This window comes from Brevibacterium daeguense, from assembly GCF_021729135.1.
Classification (GTDB): Bacteria; Actinomycetota; Actinomycetes; order Actinomycetales; family Brevibacteriaceae; genus Brevibacterium; species Brevibacterium daeguense.
Genome location: NZ_JAJTWW010000003.1, coordinates 99,721 through 118,249, shown reverse-complemented (window position 1 = coordinate 118,249; position 18,529 = coordinate 99,721). Strand labels below are relative to the sequence as shown.

At 68.1% G+C, this 18,529-nt stretch carries 14 protein-coding genes; 3 read left to right on the top strand and 11 right to left on the bottom strand.

The window, feature by feature from the left end:
* Positions 1-13: 13 nt before the first annotated feature.
* On the bottom strand, positions 14-796 hold the full coding sequence (locus tag LXN01_RS04160) for a class I SAM-dependent methyltransferase (protein WP_236863311.1): 783 nt from the start codon (positions 794-796) through the stop codon (positions 14-16).
* Between the two features lie 143 nt (positions 797-939).
* A complete protein-coding gene (locus LXN01_RS04155) occupies positions 940-1,929 on the bottom strand; it encodes a heme o synthase (protein ID WP_236863310.1) in 990 nt (329 codons plus the stop codon).
* Between the two features lie 214 nt (positions 1,930-2,143).
* Here LXN01_RS04155 and tkt point away from each other — a divergent pair, with 214 nt between their 5' ends.
* From tkt to LXN01_RS04140, 3 genes are read left to right on the top strand one after another with little or no spacing between them, the layout of a single operon-like run.
* Positions 2,144-4,225 (top strand): transketolase, encoded by a 2,082-nt coding sequence (gene tkt / locus LXN01_RS04150; RefSeq protein ID WP_236863309.1) that lies wholly within the window; start codon positions 2,144-2,146, stop codon positions 4,223-4,225.
* Entirely contained in the window at positions 4,225-5,334 is a 1,110-nt protein-coding gene (gene tal / locus LXN01_RS04145; RefSeq protein WP_236863308.1) for a transaldolase, read from the top strand. Before tkt ends, tal begins: the two co-directional genes overlap by 1 nt.
* The gene (locus LXN01_RS04140; RefSeq protein ID WP_236863307.1) at positions 5,331-6,953 is read left to right on the top strand and encodes a phosphoglucose isomerase-related protein; all 1,623 of its coding nucleotides are present in this window, start codon (positions 5,331-5,333) and stop codon (positions 6,951-6,953) included. Before tal ends, LXN01_RS04140 begins: the two co-directional genes overlap by 4 nt.
* Before the next feature lie 227 nt (positions 6,954-7,180).
* On the opposite strand, the gene secG is transcribed toward LXN01_RS04140, so the two are convergent.
* The 9 genes from secG to uvrA form a co-directional block, all read right to left on the bottom strand.
* Positions 7,181-7,423, bottom strand: a complete 243-nt coding sequence (gene secG / locus LXN01_RS04135) for a preprotein translocase subunit SecG (RefSeq protein WP_236863306.1) — start codon at positions 7,421-7,423, stop codon at positions 7,181-7,183.
* Positions 7,424-7,465: 42 nt separating this feature from the next.
* Positions 7,466-8,254: a triose-phosphate isomerase gene (gene tpiA / locus LXN01_RS04130; RefSeq protein WP_336885225.1), complete on the bottom strand. Its 789-nt coding sequence runs from the start codon at positions 8,252-8,254 to the stop codon at positions 7,466-7,468.
* Between the two features lie 54 nt (positions 8,255-8,308).
* Positions 8,309-9,532: a phosphoglycerate kinase gene (locus LXN01_RS04125; protein ID WP_236863305.1), complete on the bottom strand. Its 1,224-nt coding sequence runs from the start codon at positions 9,530-9,532 to the stop codon at positions 8,309-8,311.
* An 84-nt stretch (positions 9,533-9,616) separates the two neighbouring features.
* A complete protein-coding gene (gap, locus tag LXN01_RS04120) occupies positions 9,617-10,621 on the bottom strand; it encodes a type I glyceraldehyde-3-phosphate dehydrogenase (protein ID WP_236863304.1) in 1,005 nt (334 codons plus the stop codon).
* 129 nt (positions 10,622-10,750) lie between these two features.
* On the bottom strand, positions 10,751-11,734 hold the full coding sequence (gene whiA / locus LXN01_RS04115; protein ID WP_236863303.1) for a DNA-binding protein WhiA: 984 nt from the start codon (positions 11,732-11,734) through the stop codon (positions 10,751-10,753).
* A 15-nt stretch (positions 11,735-11,749) separates the two neighbouring features.
* Positions 11,750-12,781, bottom strand: coding sequence for a gluconeogenesis factor YvcK family protein (locus tag LXN01_RS04110; protein WP_236863445.1), 1,032 nt, complete (start codon positions 12,779-12,781; stop codon positions 11,750-11,752).
* Position 12,782: 1 nt separating this feature from the next.
* Positions 12,783-13,685: an RNase adapter RapZ gene (rapZ, locus tag LXN01_RS04105; RefSeq protein ID WP_236863302.1), complete on the bottom strand. Its 903-nt coding sequence runs from the start codon at positions 13,683-13,685 to the stop codon at positions 12,783-12,785.
* Positions 13,654-15,594 (bottom strand): excinuclease ABC subunit UvrC, encoded by a 1,941-nt coding sequence (gene uvrC / locus LXN01_RS04100; RefSeq protein WP_236863301.1) that lies wholly within the window; start codon positions 15,592-15,594, stop codon positions 13,654-13,656. The genes rapZ and uvrC overlap by 32 nt, the downstream gene beginning before the upstream one ends.
* The gene (uvrA, locus tag LXN01_RS04095; RefSeq protein ID WP_425547688.1) at positions 15,581-18,442 is read right to left on the bottom strand and encodes an excinuclease ABC subunit UvrA; all 2,862 of its coding nucleotides are present in this window, start codon (positions 18,440-18,442) and stop codon (positions 15,581-15,583) included. Before uvrA ends, uvrC begins: the two co-directional genes overlap by 14 nt.
* Positions 18,443-18,529 lie beyond the last annotated feature (87 nt).

The following is an 18,529-nucleotide window of genomic DNA, read 5'->3' as shown; positions in this document are numbered from 1 at the left end:
CAGCGCCGCCGCTTCAGACCTTCCGGCAGATCATCATCTCTGTGCTCGGTCCCTCCGAACGTGTCTGCACCAGGCGCTTCTCCAGCGGATACAGCGCTCGGCCGAGCGGTTCGCCCAGCCCGAGGGCGGTCGCGCTCCTCATGATCGCGGCCCAGCCGCGCCGCTGGAGCCAGGGAGCGTCCACCTGCGAATTCATCAGGACGAACATCGGCGAATGGCGCACCGGCTCCAGTCCCGCCGCCGCGAGTTCGCGCTCGATCGTGTGCATGCTGCGATTGACCTGGCGGGGTCCGCGCTGCTCGGGACCGAACAGGAAGTTCTCCGAGAACACGAAGTGACCACCGGGCCGCAGCAGCGCGGCGGCGTTGCGGAACGCCTGAGCGTGGCCGGCGTCATCGGTGATGTGGAACAGCATGTCCATCGCGGAGACGAAGTCGAACGACCCCGCGGGGACGGGCAGCCCGGGTCGGGAGACGTCGAAAACGTGGAACTCCGAGTCCGGGAATCGCTCGCGCAGGTTGCTCACCGCCGAGGAGGTGATGTCCGAACCGGTCACGGTGCCGGCTCCCAGCTCCTTCCACAGGCCCACATAGAAGCCGGTGCCGGTGCCGATGTCGAACACCGAGGTGCCGGCCACCTCGACGCCGGCCTCTTGGAGTTCGCGGAGGAAGACGAAGCGCCGGACCCGGTACATCCAGACATTGAACGCCTTGCCGAGCGAGCGATAGCCGACCCCGGTCTCCGTCCAGTCGGAGGCGAGCCGGTCTTCCCAGAAGTCCTTGGTCGAATAGTCCATGTCGCGATCCTACTTGCCGCGAGATCAGGCTCACATTCGCCACTCGGTGCGGGTCGGACAACTTCACAGCGGATGCGCAGGGCCCCACCGGCGAACCGGTGGAGCCCTGCGCATCGCACCCGGTCGAGCGGGGCAGCCGACCGTCAGCCGAAGAATGGGTTGAAGAACGGATCGATCGCGATCGCCAGGAACACCACCGACAGGTAGGTGATCGATCCGTGGAACACCCTCATGGCTCGCAGCTGCGTGCCGCTGAAGCCCTGCTTGGCGCGGCTGACGAGGGCATAGCACTGGTACATGAACCAGGCACCGGCGACCAGCGCCGTGATGATGTAGATCGGGCCCATCGGGGCGACCGGGATGAGAGCCAGGCTCGCTGCGACCATCAGCCAGCCGTAGACCAGGATCTGGCGGCCGACGGTGGTCGGCGGCACCTTCGAGGGCAGCATCGGCACACCGGCGGCGTCGTAGTCCGCCTTGTACTTGATGGCCAGCGGCCAGTAGTGCGGCGGCGTCCAGAAGAACACGACGAGGAAGAGGATCAGCGGCTCCCAGGCGAGCCCGCCGGTCACGGCCGACCAGCCGATGAGCACCGGCATGCATCCGGCAGCCCCGCCCCACACGATGTTCTGCGTGGTGTGGCGCTTGAGGATCAGGGTGTAGAAGACCACGTAGAGCAGGATCGCCGCAGCCGTCAGGCCCGCCGCCACCCAGTTCGTGAAGCCGCCCATCCAGAACACCGAGCCGATGCCCAGGACGAACGCGAAGACCAGCGCCTCACGCGGCGTGATCTCACCCGTGACCAGGGGACGATTCTCGGTCCGGTGCATCTTCGCATCGATGTCGCGATCGAAGAAGCAGTTGAACACCGACGCCGAGGCGGCAGCGGCAGAGCCGCCCACGAGTGTGGCGAGCACCAGCCAGAGGCTCGGCATCCCCTGCGCCGCCAGGAACATCACCGGCGCGGTGGTGACGAGGAGGAGCTCGATGACCCGCGGCTTCGTCAGCGCCACATAGGCCATGAACTTGCTGCGGGGCTTGCCTGCACGCCGGGCGGCGAGCTTGGATTCGTCGATGGCCCGCCGCAGCGGCTTCTCCACCTGGGAGGCCGCGTTGTGCTGTTCAGCAGTCACGTGAGTGAGTTCACTTCCTCTGGACGCGCGTTCCCTCATCTGCTTCACAGGTGCGTCGGGCACGGCAGATCTTCGGGCAACTTCATGGTGTTTCCCATCATTCTACTACCCGTAGACGGTATTTCCACTTCCGCACTCGTCGGTACCGCCCGATCGCCGACAGCCGGTAGAGTCGTACCCGAAACGCAACGAGCAGAAGGATGTATATCGTCTCATGAGCCATGCGACCTGGTCCGAATTGGACTCCAAGGCTGTGGATACCGCGCGTCTGCTGGCAGCGGACGCCGTGCAGAAGGCCGGCAACGGACACCCCGGCACCGCGATGAGCCTGGCGCCGGTCGCGTACTACCTGTATCAGCATGCGATGGCCCACGATCCCGCCGACCCGACATGGCTCGGCCGCGACCGCTTCGTCCTCTCGTGCGGCCACTCCAGCCTCACGCAGTATGTGCAGCTCTACCTCTCCGGCTACGGCCTGGAGCTCGAGGACCTCAAGTCGCTGCGCACCTGGGGATCGCTGACGCCGGGCCACCCCGAGGTCGGCCACACTCCCGGTGTCGAGATCACCACCGGTCCGCTGGGATCGGGTCTCGCCTCGGCTGTCGGCATGGCGATGGCCGCCCGGCGCGAGCGCGGACTCCTCGACCCCGACGCCGCGCCGGGCGAATCCATCTTCGACCATCACGTCTTCGTCCTCGCCTCCGACGGCGATCTGCAGGAGGGCGTGTCCTCGGAGGCCTCGTCCCTGGCGGGGACTCAGCAGCTGGGCAGCCTGATCGTGATCTGGGACGACAACCGGATCTCGATCGAGGATGACACCTCGATCGCCTTCAGCGAGGACACCGCGGCCCGGTACGAGGCCTACGGCTGGCACGTCCAGCACGTCGACTTCACCAACGGCGGAGCCGGGTACTCCGAGGACATCGCCGCGTTCGCCGCCGCGATCGACGCCGCCAAGGCCGACTCCCGGCCCTCCTTCATCCGGCTGTCGACGATCATCGCCTGGCCCGCACCGACCGCGCAGGGCACGGGCGCCTCCCACGGCGCCGCCCTCGGCGACGAGGAGATCGCCCAGACCAAGGAGATCCTCGGCTTCGACCCGGCCGAGACCTTCTTCGTCGATGACGCGGTCCTCGCTCACGCCCGCCGGATCCGGGATCGCGGCTCCCGAGCCCGCGCGGAGTGGGACACCGCATACCGCGCGTGGCGCGAGGCCGATCCCGAACGGGCGGCGCTGCTCGACCGCCTGCGTGCCCGCGAGCTGCCCGCAGGCCTCGACGAGGCGATCCCCACCTTCGAACCCTCCGCGAAGGGGATCGCCACCCGCGCCGCATCGGGGCAGGTGCTCAACGCAGTGGCACCGCTGCTGCCCGAGCTCTGGGGCGGATCCGCCGATCTCGCCGGATCCAACAACACGCTGATCAAGGGTGAGCCGTCCTTCCTGCCGACCGAACGCAGCTCCGCGATGTTCTCCGGCGATCCCTACGGGCGCAACATCCACTTCGGCGTGCGCGAGTTCGCCGCCGGACTGATCTGCAACGGCATCGCGCTGCACGGCCCGACCCGCCCCTACAACGGGACCTTCCTGGTCTTCAGCGACTACCAGCGGGCAGCCGTCCGGCTGGCCGCCCTCCAGCAGGTGCCGAGCGTGTTCGTCTGGACCCACGACTCGATCGGCCTCGGCGAGGACGGACCCACGCACCAGCCGGTCGAGCACCTGAGCTCGCTGCGGGCCATCCCCGGCCTGGATGTGGTCCGGCCGGCGGACGCCAATGAGACCGCAGTCGTCTGGCGGAAGGTCCTCGACCGGACCGACGGCCCGACCGGCCTGGTGCTGACCCGGCAGGCGGTTCCGGTCCTGGATCGGACCGAACTCGCTCCCGCCTCGGAGGCGGCGCGCGGCGGCTACGTCCTCAAGGAGCCCGCGGGGGCCCCCGAGGTGATCGTCATGGCCAGCGGCTCGGAAGTCGCGATCGCGCTGGCGGCGGCGGAGACGCTGACCAAGCAGGGAACCGCGGCGCGGGTCGTCTCGATGCCCAGCCACGAGTGGTTCGAGCAGCAGCCTGCCGAGTACCGGGAATCCGTGCTGCCGGCCTCCGTGGCGGCGCGGGTGAGCATCGAGGCGGGCTCGGCGATGAGCTGGCACCGCTACCTCGGCACCCACGGGCGCGCGGTGTCCCTCGAGCACTTCGGTGCCTCGGCGGATTACAAGCGCCTCTACTCAGAGTTCGGAATCACCGCAGACGCCGTCGTGACGGCCGCCGGTGAGTCACTCGCCGCAGCGAAAGGACAGTGATGAACGAGCGACTCGCCCAGCTGTCGAAGGCCGGGGTCTCCGTCTGGCTCGATGACCTATCCAGGTCCCGGATCTCCTCGGGGAATCTCGCCTCCCTCGCGGCAGACCTGGGGGTGGTGGGCGTGACCACCAATCCGACGATCTTCGCCAAGGCGCTGTCCGACAGCGACGCGTACGCCGACCAGGTGGCTGAGCTCGCGCGTGCCGGCGCCTCCGTGGACGCGGCGATCGATGCGCTGACCACCCGTGACGTCGCCCAGGCGGCGGACGTGCTGGCCCCGGTGTACGAGGCGACCCGCGGCTACGACGGCCGCGTGTCGATCGAGGTGCCGCCGAATGTCGCGCGCGACACCGAGGCGACCGTGGCCTATGCCAAGCAGCTGTGGGCGATGATCGACCGTCCCAACATCATGATCAAGATCCCGGCCACGCTGGAGGGCCTGCCGGCGATCACCCAGGTCGTCGCAGCCGGAATCAGCGTCAACGTGACCCTGATCTTCGCCCTCGGCCGCTATCGCAAGGTCGTCGAGGCCTACCTCAGCGGCCTAGAGCGGGCCCGTGAGGCGGGGATCGACCTGTCCGGGATCCACTCCGTCGCCTCGATCTTCGTCTCCCGCGTGGACTCCGAGGTCGATCGTAGACTCGACGAGATCGGCACCCCGGAGGCGCTCCGACTGCGCGGCACTGCGGGCCTGGCCAACTGCCGGCTGGCCTACCAGATCGCCGAGCAGCTGTTCTCGAGCGAGCGGTTCGAGGTGCTCGAGGCCGCCGGCGCGAACCGGCAGCGGCCGCTGTGGGCCTCGACCGGAACGAAGAACCCGGAATACCCGGACACGCTGTACGTCAGCGAGCTGGTCGCCGAGGGATGCGTCAACACGATGCCCGAGGCGACGTTGCAGGCATTCGCCGACCACGGCGAGGTCGCCGGCGACACGATCGCCGGCCGCTACGACGCAGCGGACGAGGTCTTCGATTCGCTGGCGGTGCTCGGCCTGGACTACGCCGAGGTGATGGAGCGGCTCGAGGCAGAGGGCCTGCAGAAATTCGACGCGAGCTGGGCCGAGCTGGTGGCGACTGTCGGAACGCAGCTGAAAGGTGCTGGAGCATGAGCCCGATCGACTTCGGATACCCCTCCCCCGCCGAGTTCGATGACGAGGTCCAGGACCTCGTCGCGGCACGGGTCGCGTCGAGGATCACCGCCGGTGACAGCATGCTCTGGGGCGAGGCCGCAGCGTCCGAGGCTGCACAGCGGCTCGGGTGGGTCGACCTGCCCGTCGAATCCGAGGCGCTCGTCGACGACATCCTGAGCCTGCGTCAGGAGCTGCTCGCCGAGGGCGTCGACATCGTGACGCTGGCGGGCATGGGCGGTTCGTCCCTGGCGCCCGAGGTCATCTGCGCCACCGCCGGCGTCGAACTCGAAGTCCTCGACACCTCCGACGCCGGGCAGGTCGCCGAGGCGATCGGCACCGACCTGTCCCGGACGGTGCTCGTGGTCGCGTCCAAGTCGGGTTCCACGGTGGAGACTGATTCCCACCGACGCGCGTTCGCCGCGGCGTTCGAGGCGGCAGGCATCGATCCCGCATCCCGCATCATCGTCGTCACCGACCCGGGCTCCCCGCTGCAGCGTCTGGCCGAGGACGAGGGGTACCGGCGGGTGTTCCTCGCCAACCCGGCGGTCGGCGGACGGTACAGCGCACTCAGCGCCTTCGGACTGGTGCCCTCGGGGCTCGCCGGCGCCGACATCGCCCGGCTGCTCGCGGAGGCGCGGGAGTTCTCGCCCCAGCTGACAGCGGACTCCCCCACCAACCCCGCGCTCCAGCTCGGAGCGTTCCTCGGCGTCGCCCACGCCCGCGACACCGAGAAGCTCGTGATCGCCGAGACCACGACAGCGGTCGTCGGCCTCGGCGCGTGGCTGGAGCAGCTCATCGCCGAATCCACCGGCAAGGACGGGGAGGGAATCCTGCCCGTCGTGGTCGAAGGCGTCGCAGCACCCGGATTCGGGGACGCGCGCGCCGACGCCATGCTGCTCTTCCTCGGCCGCGCCGAGGGTGACCACCAGCCGGCCTCCGGATTCGCGTGCGCCGTCGACCTGCCCCTGGGCGCCCAGTTCCTGCTGTGGGAGTACGCGACTGCGATCACCGGCTACAGCATCGGCATCAACCCCTTCGACCAGCCGGACGTCGAGGCCGCCAAGGCCAACACCCGCAGGCTGCTCTCCGGAGACCTCACCGCTGCCGCGGAGGAGCCGGCGTTCGTGGAGGATGGCGTCGAGGTGTACGGCCAGGAGTCGCTGCTGGCAGGGGCGCGTTCCCTCGAGGCGGCGCTGCGAGCCTTGGCCGATGCCGCTGACGAGTACGGCTATCTGGCGATCCAGGCCTACCTCGACCGCAATGCCGACACTCGCGCAGCGCTGCTCCGCCAGGCGGGAGCTCTTCGCACGGGACTGCAGACCACTTTCGGATTCGGGCCGCGATACCTGCACTCGACCGGCCAGTACCACAAGGGCGGCCATCCCAACGGAGTGTTCCTCCAGATCACCGGCGACAACCGGACGGATCTGCTGATTCCGGGACTCGGGTTCTCCTTCGGTCAGCTGCAGCGCGCCCAGGCAGCCGGCGACGCGCAGGTGCTGCTGGAACGGAACCGCCCGGTGCTGCGCGTTCATCTGCATGATCGTGCCCGAGGCATCTCACAGCTCCTGGAGGCCTTCGGCTTCCGAGTCGACTGAGATCAGCGGCGTCCGATCAGCCCTGGCCTGGCCGGACCTTGCCATGGCTGATCGGACAACTCCGGGGCCAACCGGACCTCGCCACGGCCGATCGGACACTTCCAGGCCCGACTGGGGCAGTAGACGGTTCCGATCAGACGAATCCCCGGTTCCTCGATCGGCAAAGGCCCGGTTCCCCTGTGGGAACCGGGCCTCGGCGTCGTCAGCGGCTGATGGCCGGTGACCGGCTACTGGAAGCGCACGATCAGTCCGAGCAGAATGATGGCGGCCACCCAGATGATCGCGACGAGCGCGGTGAAGCGGTTGAGGTTCCGCTCCGCGACACCGGAGGATCCCAGGTTCGAGCTCATGCCGCCGCCGAACATATCCGACATGCCGCCGCCCTTGCCCTTGTGGAGCAGGATCAGGAGGGTCAGGAAGACACTGGTCAGGATGAGGACGCCCAGCAGGGTCCAGGTCAGAATTTGCACGAAGTTCAGCCTAACAGATCACGAATCGGGTCACGGGCGAGTCTACTGGGCGGCCGCTTCACGGCACAAAGCCGCGAAGCCCTCCGGGTCGAGGCTTGCGCCGCCCACGAGGGCGCCGTCGACATCGGGGCGGGCCACGATCTCGGCGACGTTGTCGACCTTCACGCTGCCGCCGTACAGCACCCGGGTCGACTCGGCGACCGGTGCACCCACCAGCTCCTTGAGCTTCCCCCGGATCGCCGAGCACATCTCGGCTGCGTCATCCGCAGTCGCAGTCCTGCCGGTCCCGATCGCCCAGACGGGCTCGTAGGCGATCACCAGGCTCGTCAGCTCTTCGGCGCTGAACCCCTCGAGCGCGGCCGCGAGCTGTCCGAGCACGGTGTCAACGTGGCTCCCCGCCTCCCGCGCTTCTAGCGATTCGCCGACACACAGCAGCGGCGTCAGCTCATGCCGCAGAGCCGCGGCCACCTTGGCTCGGACGAGCTCGTCCGTCTCCCCGTGGTGCTCGCGCCGCTCGCTGTGGCCGACGACTGCGTAGGAGCACCCGAGCTTGGCCAGGAAGCGTCCTGAGACCTCTCCCGTGTACGCGCCATCGTCGTGGGCGGACAGGTCCTGCGCGCCGTAGCCGATGGCGAGCTTGTCGCCCTGGACCAGCGTCTGCACCGAGCGGATATCGGTGAACGGCGGCAGCACCACGACTTCGCAGGCCTCCGCGTCGACCTTCGCGTCCCGCAGCGCCCACGCGAGCTTCTGCACCGCGGAGATCGCCTCCAGATGGTCGAGGTTCATCTTCCAGTTGCCTGCCAGCAGCAGGGTTCGAGTGGGGGCCACAACAGCTCCTTGTGAATAGGGATCCGCCCGGCACCAGGCCGGGCGGAAAGCGGATCAGGAATCGAGGACTGCCAACCCGGGCAGGGTCTTTCCCTCCAGGTACTCGAGGCTGGCGCCACCACCGGTCGAGATGTGACCGAACTGCTCGTCGGCGAAGCCGAGGTTGCGCACGGCCGAGGCGGAGTCGCCCCCGCCGACGACGGTGAGACGACCGTCGGCCACTCCCCCGTGCTCGTCCGTGAGAGCCTGCGCCACCGCCTTCGTGCCGGCGGCGAACGCCGGGAATTCGAAGACACCCATCGGGCCGTTCCAGAACACGGTGCGTGCGGCTGCGATCCGCCGGGCATACTCCTGCGCGCTGTCCGGACCGATGTCGAGGCCGAGGGCACGATCACCGGCCGGAGTCGTCTCCAGCTCGGCCACCGGCCTGACCCAGTGCTCGGCGTCGGCGGCGAAGGACTCCGCCATCACGATGTCGGTGGGAAGCACGATCTCCACTCCCCGCTCGTCCGCGTCGCTGAGATACTTCTTCACGGTGTCGATCTGATCCTCTTCCAGCAGGCTGGCGCCCACCCCGTGGCCCTGCGCCGCCAGGAAGGTGAAGACCATGCCACCGCCGATCACGAGGGTGTCGGCGCGCTCCAGCAGCGAGGCGATGACGCCGAGCTTGTCGGAGACCTTCGAACCGCCGAGCACGACCACGTACGGCCGGGCCGGGTCGTGGAGCAGCCGGTCGCACACCTCGACTTCGGATGTCACCAGGCGCCCGCCGTAGGACGGCAGCATGGTGGCAATGTCGTAGACGCTCGCCTGCTTGCGATGGACCACGCCGAACCCATCGGAGACGAACGCGTCCGCGAGGGCCGCGAGCTGTTCGGCGAAGGCGCGCCGCTCGTCATCGTCCTTGGACGTCTCCCCCGGGTTGAAGCGCAGGTTCTCGAGCAGCAGGATCTGGCCGTCCTCCAACTGGGCGACCTTGGCCTGCGCATCCTCACCCACCGTGTCCGCCGCGAACGCGACGTCGCGGCCGACGGCCTCGGCGAGGGCGGGCACGACCGGCGCCAGTGAGAGGCTCTCGTCCCGCTTGCCCTTCGGACGTCCGAGGTGGGCCATCACGATGACCTTCGCCCCTGCCTCCGCCAATGCCCGGAGGGTGGGCGCCGAGGCGACGATGCGACCGGTGTCGCTGATCGTGGTGCCGTCCATCGGGACGTTCAGATCGCTGCGGACCAGCACACGGCGGCCGGCGAACCGGGAAGGGGTGTCGAGTGTCTTCATCTGGCGCCTTTCATCGAGTCGCGCGTCGGTGAGTGGGAATCTGCCCGCGGCCCGACCACGCGCAGTCGGACCGTCGACCGGGTGTCACAGCTTCCGGCCGACGAACTCGACCATGTCGAACAGCCGCTGCGAGTATCCCCACTCATTGTCATACCAGGCCACGACCTTGACCTGGTTGCCGATCACCTTGGTCAGCAGCGAGTCGAAGATCGCGGAGTATTCGCTCATGACGATATCCGAGGACACGATCGGATCCTCGGTGTAGCCGATGATGCCCTTGAGATCGCCCTCAGCGGCCTCCCGGACCGCAGCGTTGACCTCGTCCGCGGTGACCGAGCGCTTGGGGGTGAACGTCAGATCGACCAGCGAGCCGGTGGGAACGGGTGCGCGGACCGCATAGCCGTCGAGGCGGCCCTCAAGCTGCGGCAGCACCTGCGCAACGGCCTTTGCCGCGCCCGTGGTGGTCGGAACCAGGTTGATGGCCGCCGCACGTGCCCGGCGGAGGTCCTTGTGAGGACCGTCGACGAGGTTCTGGTCGCCGGTGTAGGCGTGGATCGTCGTCATCAGACCGGACTCGATGCCGAACGCCTCGTCGAGCACTTTTGCCAGCGGGGCGAGGCAGTTGGTGGTGCAGGAGGCATTCGAGATGATGTGCTGCTGCGCCGGGTCGTACTCGTGGTCGTTGACGCCCATCACGAACGACCCGTCGATGCCCTTGCCCGGCGCCGAGAGCACGACCTTCTTCGCGCCGGCTTCGAGGTGGGCGGCAGCGTCTTCGCGGGAACGGAACTTGCCGGTCGCCTCGACCACGATGTCGACGTCGAGGTCGGCCCAGTCGAGGTCCTTCGGGTCCGCGACGGCTGTCGCCCGGATGCGCTGACCGCGCACGGTGAGCGATTCGTCATCGCACTGGATGTCGCCGTCGAACTTCCGCCACACGGAGTCGTATTTGAGCAGATGAGCCAGATGCTCGTTGTCGGTCAGATCGTTGATCGCCACGATCCGGACGTCGGTCTCGACCTCGTCGGCCTGCCGGAAGAACGAACGGCCGATGCGGCCGAACCCGTTGATTCCCACGCGAATGGTCATGCCAGTGCCTCCTGAAAATCGGTTGGGGCGCTTCCGTGATCCATCCTAGTCAGCTCGCCGAAGGCAGTACGAGGGCAGGGCCGAATCCGCGTGAAGATCACATGAATACTGACAGGATTCCCTGCCGTCTCAGGAGTCCTCGATCATCTCCTGGGTGAGACTGGCCTCGGTGTTCGGCACGCCCAGCTCTTCGGCACGCTTGTCGGCGGTGGCGAGCAGCCGCCGGATCCGGCCGGCGATGGCATCCTTCGTCATCGGCGGATCCGCGAGCTGGCCCAGTTCTTCGAGGGAGGACTGCTTGTGCTGCAGGCGCAGCAGACCTGCATACCGCAGATGCTCCGGCACCTCATCGCCGAGGATCTCCAGAGCCCGCTCCACGCGCGCCCCGGCGGCGACTGCCGCCCGCGCCGAGCGGCGGAGGTTCGCATCATCGAAATTCGCGAGCCGATTGGCGGTCGCGCGCACCTCGCGGCGCAGCCTGCGCTCCTCCCACACGAGGCGGGTGCCTTCGGCACCCATGTTCGTCAGCATGTCCCCGATGGCTTCGCCGTCGCGGATGACGACGCGATCGACACCGCGCACCTCCCGAGCCTTGGCTGAGATCCCGAGGCGCCGGGCGGCGCCGACCAGCGCCAGAGCTGCCTCCGGGCCCGGGCAGGTGATCTCGAGCGCCGCCGACCGTCCGGGTTCGGTGAGAGAACCGTGCGCGGCGAAGGCGCCTCGCCAGGCGGCCTTGGAGTCCGCGAGCGAGCCGTTGACGATCGCGGCCGGCAGCCCACGCACGGGGCGACCGCGGCCGTCGATCAGGCCCGTCTGCCGGGCCAGCGCCGGCCCGTCCTCGCTCACCCGCACGATGTACCGGTTGCCCTTGCGGAGTCCTGAGGCGCCGACCACGACGACCTCAGCCGTGTGACCGAAGAGGGCCTTGATCTCCGAGCGCAGGCGCCTGGCCACCGCGCCCGTGTCGAGCTCCGCCTCGATGACGATCGAGCCGGCGACGATGTGGAGCGCACCGGCGAAGCGCAGGATGGCCGACACCTCGGCTTTCCGGGCCGATGTGCGCGTGATCTGCAGACGAGCGAGCTCGTCCTTCACCTGTGCTGTCAGTGCCATTCAACCGGTCCCTTCTCACCACTGCTCATCGACCGAGATCCCGGCGTCGAGCAACATGTCACGGTAGCACGAGGCCAGCTTCAGGCTGTCGTGCTGACGCGGACGCCGCGAGACCAGCGGACGGGTCCACAGCCGGGCCTCGAAGAGGCTGCCGGCGATCCGCTCCAGATCCGGCTCCGCGGCAGCGGCCTCGCTGTCGACGAGGACGTAGTCGAAGCGCAGCCGCGGCGAATGGGCGTGCAGGGACTCCAGGTGGTCGACAAGGCTGAGATCGGCGGTCTCCGCCTTGGCGCCGGGCAGGTTGAGGGTCAGGCAGCGCAGCGCGTCGGAGTCGATGATCGCGGCGGCGAGATCGGGGACGAGCAGGTGCGGCATCACCGACGTGTACCAGGAGCCGGGTCCGAGGTTGAGCACTTCGGCCTCGGCGACGGCTTCGATGGTCTCCTGCCGCGCCGGGGGGCCGGAGGGAGCCAGACGGACCTCGCCCACGCGGCCCGGGGTGCTGGCCAGCAGCGACTGTCCGCGGATCACCGTGGTGGGGCCTCCCGGACGCAGCTCGACGTCGGCCTCGATGGTCAATGGCACCGAGGACATCGGCAGCACCCTGCCATGGGCGCGCAGCAGGCGGGCCATCCAGTCCAGTCCCTCGACCGGGTCGCCCAGCAGCTGCCAGAGCGCGGAGATCAGCAGATTGCCGACCGAGTGCTGGTCGAGGGGGCCTTTCGAGTGGAACCGATGCTGGATCACGTCGCGCCAGATGCGGCCCCACTCGCCGTCGTCGCACAGCGCGGCCAGCGCCATCCGGAGATCTCCCGGCGGCAGTCCCCCGAGCTCCTCCCGCAGCCGTCCGGAGGAGCCGCCGTCGTCAGCGACGGTCACGACCGCGGTGAGGTTCTCGGTCAGCAGCCGGAAAGCGCGCAGCGCCGCATAGAGCCCGTGTCCGCCGCCGAAGGACACGATGCGCGGTCCACCGCCTCGGTGCGGAGTGGCGTGGGTGAGGTACAGGGGCAGCTCGTCGGTGCGGATCCCGATCCGCGGCGCCGGCATCTCACTCACGTCCGAGGTCTCGATGGCGGACGCTCACCGTCGCCTCGGTCCTGTCGGCAAGCCTCCGGGACAGCTGCTCCGCGATGGCCACGGACCGGTGCTTGCCGCCCGTGCATCCGATGGCCACGGTGGCGAAGGAGCGGTTCTCGCTCCGGTAGCCCTCGATCACGATGTCGAGCATGCTGAGGTAGCGGTCGACGAAGGTCAGCGCCCCCGGCTGGGAGAGCACGAAGTCGGAGACCGGCGCCTCCAGCCCGGTATGCCCGCGCAGGTGCGGAATCCAGTGCGGGTTGGGCAGGAAGCGGACGTCGACCAGGTGATCCGCGTCCTTCGGGGTGCCGTACTTGAATCCGAAGCTCATGACCGTCAGCTTGAGCGCGGACGAGCCTTCGTGACCGAAGGCCGCGCGGACTTCAGCGCTGAGCTGGTGCACATTGAGGTCGGAGGTGTCGATGATGATGTCGGCGCGATTGCGCAGTGGGCCGAGCGCCCGCCGTTCCGCCTCGATGCCATCGATCAGCGTGCCGTCGCCCTGCAGCGGGTGGGGACGGCGAACGGATTCGAACCTCCGGACGAGGACTTCGTCGGAGGCGTCGAGGTAGAGCACCTTGATGCCCATTCCCTGGTCCATGTAGTCGCCGATGACCTGCTCCAGCTCCGAGAACATCGAGCGAGCTCGGACGTCCGCGACGACGGCGACCTTGGGCAGCGAGCCGTCGGCACGGGCGACGAGCTCGACCAGCGGCGGGATCATCTGCGGCGGCAGGTTGTCGACGACGTACCAGTCCATGTCCTCCAGCGCGTTGGCCGCCGTCGATCGTCCGGCCCCGGACATCCCGGTGAGCACCAGGACTTCGAGAGCGGTCGACGTGCTACCGGTGCTCGGCTCGGTCAGCTCGGTCATCTGGCAGTCCTTCCCCTGGTTCCAGGTCTTCCCCTACGGTATCCGATGCCCCGCTGCCGCCCAGAGCGGCGTGGATCCGGGCGGCCAGCGCCGGTCCGATCCCCTTGACCTCGGCCAGCTGTTCGGGGCTCGCCTCCCGCATCCGCTTCACGGAGCCGAAGTGCTTGAGCACCGCAGTCCGCTTGGCGGCTCCGAGGCCCTCGATCCCGTCGAGGACCGAGGTCCTCATGCTCGCGCCGCGCTTCTTCCGGTGGTAGGTGATCGCGAATCGGTGGGCCTCATCGCGGATGCGCTGCAGCATGAACAGGCCCTCGGAATTGCGCGGGAGGATCACCGGGAACTCGTCCCAGGGCACCCAGACCTCCTCGAGGCGCTTGGCCAGGCCGACCACGGAGATGTCGGTGATGCCGAGGTCCTGAAGCGCCTGCACGGCGGCGCTGACCTGGGGCAGCGCGCCGTCGACGACGAGCAGGGACGGGCGGTAGCCGAACCGCTCGTCGGGCTCGTCGCCGGCCAGACTCTCCAGGTAGCGGGAGAATCGGCGGGAGACGACGTCGTACATCGCCGAGGTGTCGTCACGGGCGGCGTCCCCGTTGACCGCGAAGTGCCGGTAGTCGCGCTTCTTGGGCAGTCCGTCCTCGAACACCACGAGCGAGCCGACGACGTTCCTGCCGCCCGTGTGCGAGTTGTCGATGCACTCGATCCGCAGCGGCGGCTCGGGCAGCTGCAGCGCCTGCTGGATCTCGTTGAGCGCGGCGCTGCGGGTGGTGAGGTCGGACGCGCGGCGGGTCTTGTGGAGGTCAAGAGCCTGCTGCGCGTTCTTGGCCACGGTCTCCAGGGCCGCCTTCTTCTCGCCCCGCTGCGGAATTCTGATGGTGACGCGGGACCCGCGGATTCCCGAGAGCCACTCGGTGACGGTCTCCACGTCCTCCGGCAGGGTGTCGACGAGCACCTCGCGCGGCACCGCCTCCGGGTCGACGCCGCTGTAGGCCTGGCGCAGGTAGTCGGCGGTGAGCTCCGGCGCGTCCAGCTCCTGCATGCGCTCGATGATCCAGCCCCGCTGGCCCCGGATCCTGCCGCCGCGCACATGGAACACCTGGACCGAAGCCTCGAGCTCCTCCGTCACCATGGCGAAGATGTCGACGTCGGCGCTGACCGAGAGCACGACCGTGCTCTTGCTCAGGGCCTTCTCCAGGGCCGCGATCTCATCGCGCAGCTTCGCTGCGCGCTCGTAGTCGAGCTCGCCGGCCGCCGCGGCCATCGCCTCCTTGCGCGCGGAGATGAATCGGCCGGTGTTGCCGCTCATGAAGTCGGCGACATTGCGCGCGAGTGCCTTGTGGTCCTCCGGGGAGATCCAGCCGACGCACGGCGCGGCGCACTTGTCGATGTAGCCGAGCAGGCACGGCCGGCCCGACTGCTCGGCGCGCCGGAACACTCCTGTGGAGCAGGTGCGGACCGGGAAGGCCTTGAGGAGCAGGTCGAGTGTCTCCCGGATCGCCCAGACCTGCGCGAAGGGGCCGAAGTACTTGACGCCCGGCTTGCGCTTGCCGCGGGTGACGAATGCCCGCGGGAACTCGTCCTTGAGAGTCAGCGCGAGATAGGGGTAGGACTTGTCGTCCCGGAACATGACGTTGAATCGCGGGTTGAACTCGTTGATCCACGTCCACTCGAGCTGGAGCGCCTCCACCTCGTTGTTGACGACCGTCCACTCCACCGAGGCTCCGGTGTGCACCATCGTGAACGTCCGCGGGTGGAGGCCGGCCGGATTGGTGAAGTACGAGTTCAGTCGTGCCCGGAGGTTCTTCGCCTTGCCGACGTAGATGACGCGGCGGTCGGCGTCGCGGAACTTGTACACGCCCGGATCGGTGGGGATCTCACCGGCCGCGGGCCGATACTCACTGGGATCCACTGAGAATCTTCCGTCTGCTCAGGAGCGACGCCAGGAAGCGCCCGGTATAGGAGTCGGGGTCGTCGGCGACCTCCTCCGGGGTGCCCTCCGCGACGACGGTCCCGCCGCCGCGGCCGCCTTCCGGTCCCATATCGATGATGTGGTCCGCCGAGGCGATGACGTCGAGGTTGTGCTCGATCACCACCACGCTGTTGCCCTTGTCGACGAGGCCTTGGAGCACGTCCAGCAGTTTCCGGATGTCCTCGAAGTGCAGACCGGTGGTCGGCTCGTCGAGCACGTAGATCGTCCGTCCCTTCGACCGCTTCTGCAGCTCTGCCGCGAGCTTGACGCGCTGGGCTTCGCCACCGGACAGGGTGGTGGCGGGCTGACCGAGGCGAACATACCCGAGGCCGACTTCGACAAGAGTATTCAAGTGCCGGGCGATCGCCGGCACTGCGGCGAAGAAGTCCGACGCCTCCTCGATCGGCATGTCGAGCACCTCGGCGATGTTCTTGCCCTTGAAGCGCGCCTCCAGTGTCTCCCGGTTGTAGCGCGCTCCCTGGCACACCTCGCACGGCACATAGACGTCGGGCAGGAAATTCATCTCGATCTTGATCGTGCCGTCACCATGGCAGTTCTCGCAGCGACCGCCCTTGACGTTGAATGAGAAGCGGCCCGGCAGGTATCCGCGGATCTTGGAGACCTCCGTCTCCGAGAACAGGCGTCGGATGTGATCGAAGACGCCGGAGTAGGTGGCGGGATTGGACCGTGGGGTGCGGCCGATGGGGCTCTGGTCGACGTGGATGACCTTGTCGAGGTGCTCCAGGCCGGTCACCCGCTTGTGCCGACCCGGTACCCGCTTGGCGTTGTTGAGCTTGTTGGCCATCTCCGTGTACAGGATGTCGTTGACCAGGGTCGACTTGCCGGATCCGGAGACTCCGGTGACAGCGGTGAGGACGCCGAGCGGGAACTTCACCGTGACATCGCGCAGGTTGTTCTCACGGGCGCGCTCGACGGTGAGCATCCGATCGGGGTCCAGGGGTCGTCGCACGGAGGGGATCTCGATGCTGCGCCGACCGCTGAGATATGCGCCGGTGACGGAGCGGTCCGCCTCGGCGAGTCCGGCCGGCGGACCCGAGTAGATGACCTCTCCCCCGTGCTCGCCGGCTCCCGGGCCGATGTCCACGATCCAGTCGGCCGATTCGATGGTCTCCTCGTCATGCTCCACCACGATCAGGGTGTTGCCCAGGTCGCGCAGCTTGAGCAGCGTCTCGATGAGGCGTCGGTTGTCCCGCTGGTGCAGCCCGATCGAGGGCTCGTCGAGCACATAGAGCACGCCGACCAGGCCGGACCCGATCTGGGTTGCGAGCCTGATGCGCTGCGCTTCGCCGCCGGACAGCGTGCCGGCCGTCCGATCGAGGCTGAGGTATTCCAGCCCGACGTCGAGAAGGAATCCGAGGCGCGCCCGGATCTCCTTCATCACCTGATTGGCGACGGCCGCGTCACGGCTGCTGAGCTGAAGTCCGCGCAGGAAGTCCGCGGCCTCGTCGAGCGGCAGGGCCGACACCTCGGCGATCGACTTCTCCCCCACGCGCACGCTCAGTGCCTCCGGCTTGAGGCGGGTGCCCTTGCACGCAGCACAGGGCACCTGTCGCATGTAGGACTCGTACCGCTCCCTGGCCTGGTCGGATTCCGTCTCCCCGTGCTTGCGCAGGACGTACTGGAACACGCCTTCGAAACCCGTGGAGTAGGTCCGTTCGCGGCCGAACCTGTTCTTGTACTTGACATGGACCTTGTAGTCCTTGCCCTTGAGAATCGCCGAGCGCTGAGCGGCGGTCAGCTTGCCCCAGGGCGTCCCGAGGTCGAAGCCGAGCTCATCGCCGAGTCCCCTGAGCAGCCGGTTGAAGTAGGTGGCGGTGCTCTTGCCCGTCGACCACGGCGCGATCGCACCCTCCTCCAGGGTGAGGTCGTCATCGGGCACCACGAGGGTCTCGTCGACCTGCAGCTTGGATCCGATGCCGTCGCAGGTGGGGCAGGCGCCGAACGGCGAGTTGAACGAGAAGGTCCGCGGTTCGATCTCGTCGATGGTCAGCGGATGCTCGTTGGGACAGGACATGTGCTCCGAAAAGGTCCGGATGCTGCCGTCGTCGACGAATTGGATGTCGAGACGACCGTCCGCCAGCGCGAGGCCGGTCTCCACGGAGTCCGTCAGCCGCTGCCGCATTCCCTCCTTGACGACGAGGCGGTCGACCACGACCGAGATGTGGTGCTTGACCTGCTTGGCAAGTGCGGGAGGGTCGGTCAGCTGGATCTGCTCGCCGTCGACCATCGCGCGGGAGAAGCCCTTGGACTGCAGCTCTCCGAACAGATCCGCGAACTCGCCCTTCCGGCCGCGCACCAGGGGGGCGAGCACGATGAACTTCGACCGTTCGGGGAGCTCCAGCAGCTGGTCGACGATCTGCTGCGGAGTCTGCCGGGTGATGTGCTCACCGCAGACGGGGCAGTACGGCACACCGACCCGGGCCCAGAGCAGGCGCAGGAAGTCGTAGACCTCGGTGATGGTTCCGACTGTCGAGCGCGGGTTGCGCGAGGTCGACTTCTGGTCGATCGACACCGCCGGCGACAGGCCCTCGATGAGATCGACGTCCGGCTTGTCCATCTGCCCCAGGAACATGCGCGCGTAGGAGGACAGCGATTCCACATAGCGGCGCTGCCCCTCGGCGAAGATCGTGTCGAAGGCCAGCGAGGACTTGCCCGAGCCGGACAGCCCTGTGAACACCACAAGCGAATCCCGCGGGATCGTGATGTCGATGTTCTTGAGGTTGTGCGCTCGCGCGCCCTTGACCAGGACGGTGTCCAGGTGGGACACCCCGCGCCTGGCGGCGACTGCTGTCTGTTCTGACGTCACGTCGAACACTCTATTCCTCTCCACGGACACGGGTGCAGGGAGCGCGTC

Excerpts from the sequence above, each read along its gene's own strand:
- LXN01_RS04140 (WP_236863307.1), top strand. The coding sequence starts at position 5,331 with ATGAGCCCGATCGACTTCGGATACCCCTCCCCCGCCGAGTTCGATGAC.
- LXN01_RS04110 (WP_236863445.1), bottom strand. The coding sequence starts at position 12,781 with ATGCCGGCGCCGCGGATCGGGATCCGCACCGACGAGCTGCCCCTGTAC.
- tal (WP_236863308.1), top strand. The coding sequence starts at position 4,225 with ATGAACGAGCGACTCGCCCAGCTGTCGAAGGCCGGGGTCTCCGTCTGG.
- gap (WP_236863304.1), bottom strand. The coding sequence starts at position 10,621 with ATGACCATTCGCGTGGGAATCAACGGGTTCGGCCGCATCGGCCGTTCG.
- whiA (WP_236863303.1), bottom strand. The coding sequence starts at position 11,734 with ATGGCACTGACAGCACAGGTGAAGGACGAGCTCGCTCGTCTGCAGATC.
- tkt (WP_236863309.1), top strand. The coding sequence starts at position 2,144 with ATGAGCCATGCGACCTGGTCCGAATTGGACTCCAAGGCTGTGGATACC.
- rapZ (WP_236863302.1), bottom strand. The coding sequence starts at position 13,685 with ATGACCGAGCTGACCGAGCCGAGCACCGGTAGCACGTCGACCGCTCTC.
- LXN01_RS04125 (WP_236863305.1), bottom strand. The coding sequence starts at position 9,532 with ATGAAGACACTCGACACCCCTTCCCGGTTCGCCGGCCGCCGTGTGCTG.
- LXN01_RS04160 (WP_236863311.1), bottom strand. The coding sequence starts at position 796 with ATGGACTATTCGACCAAGGACTTCTGGGAAGACCGGCTCGCCTCCGAC.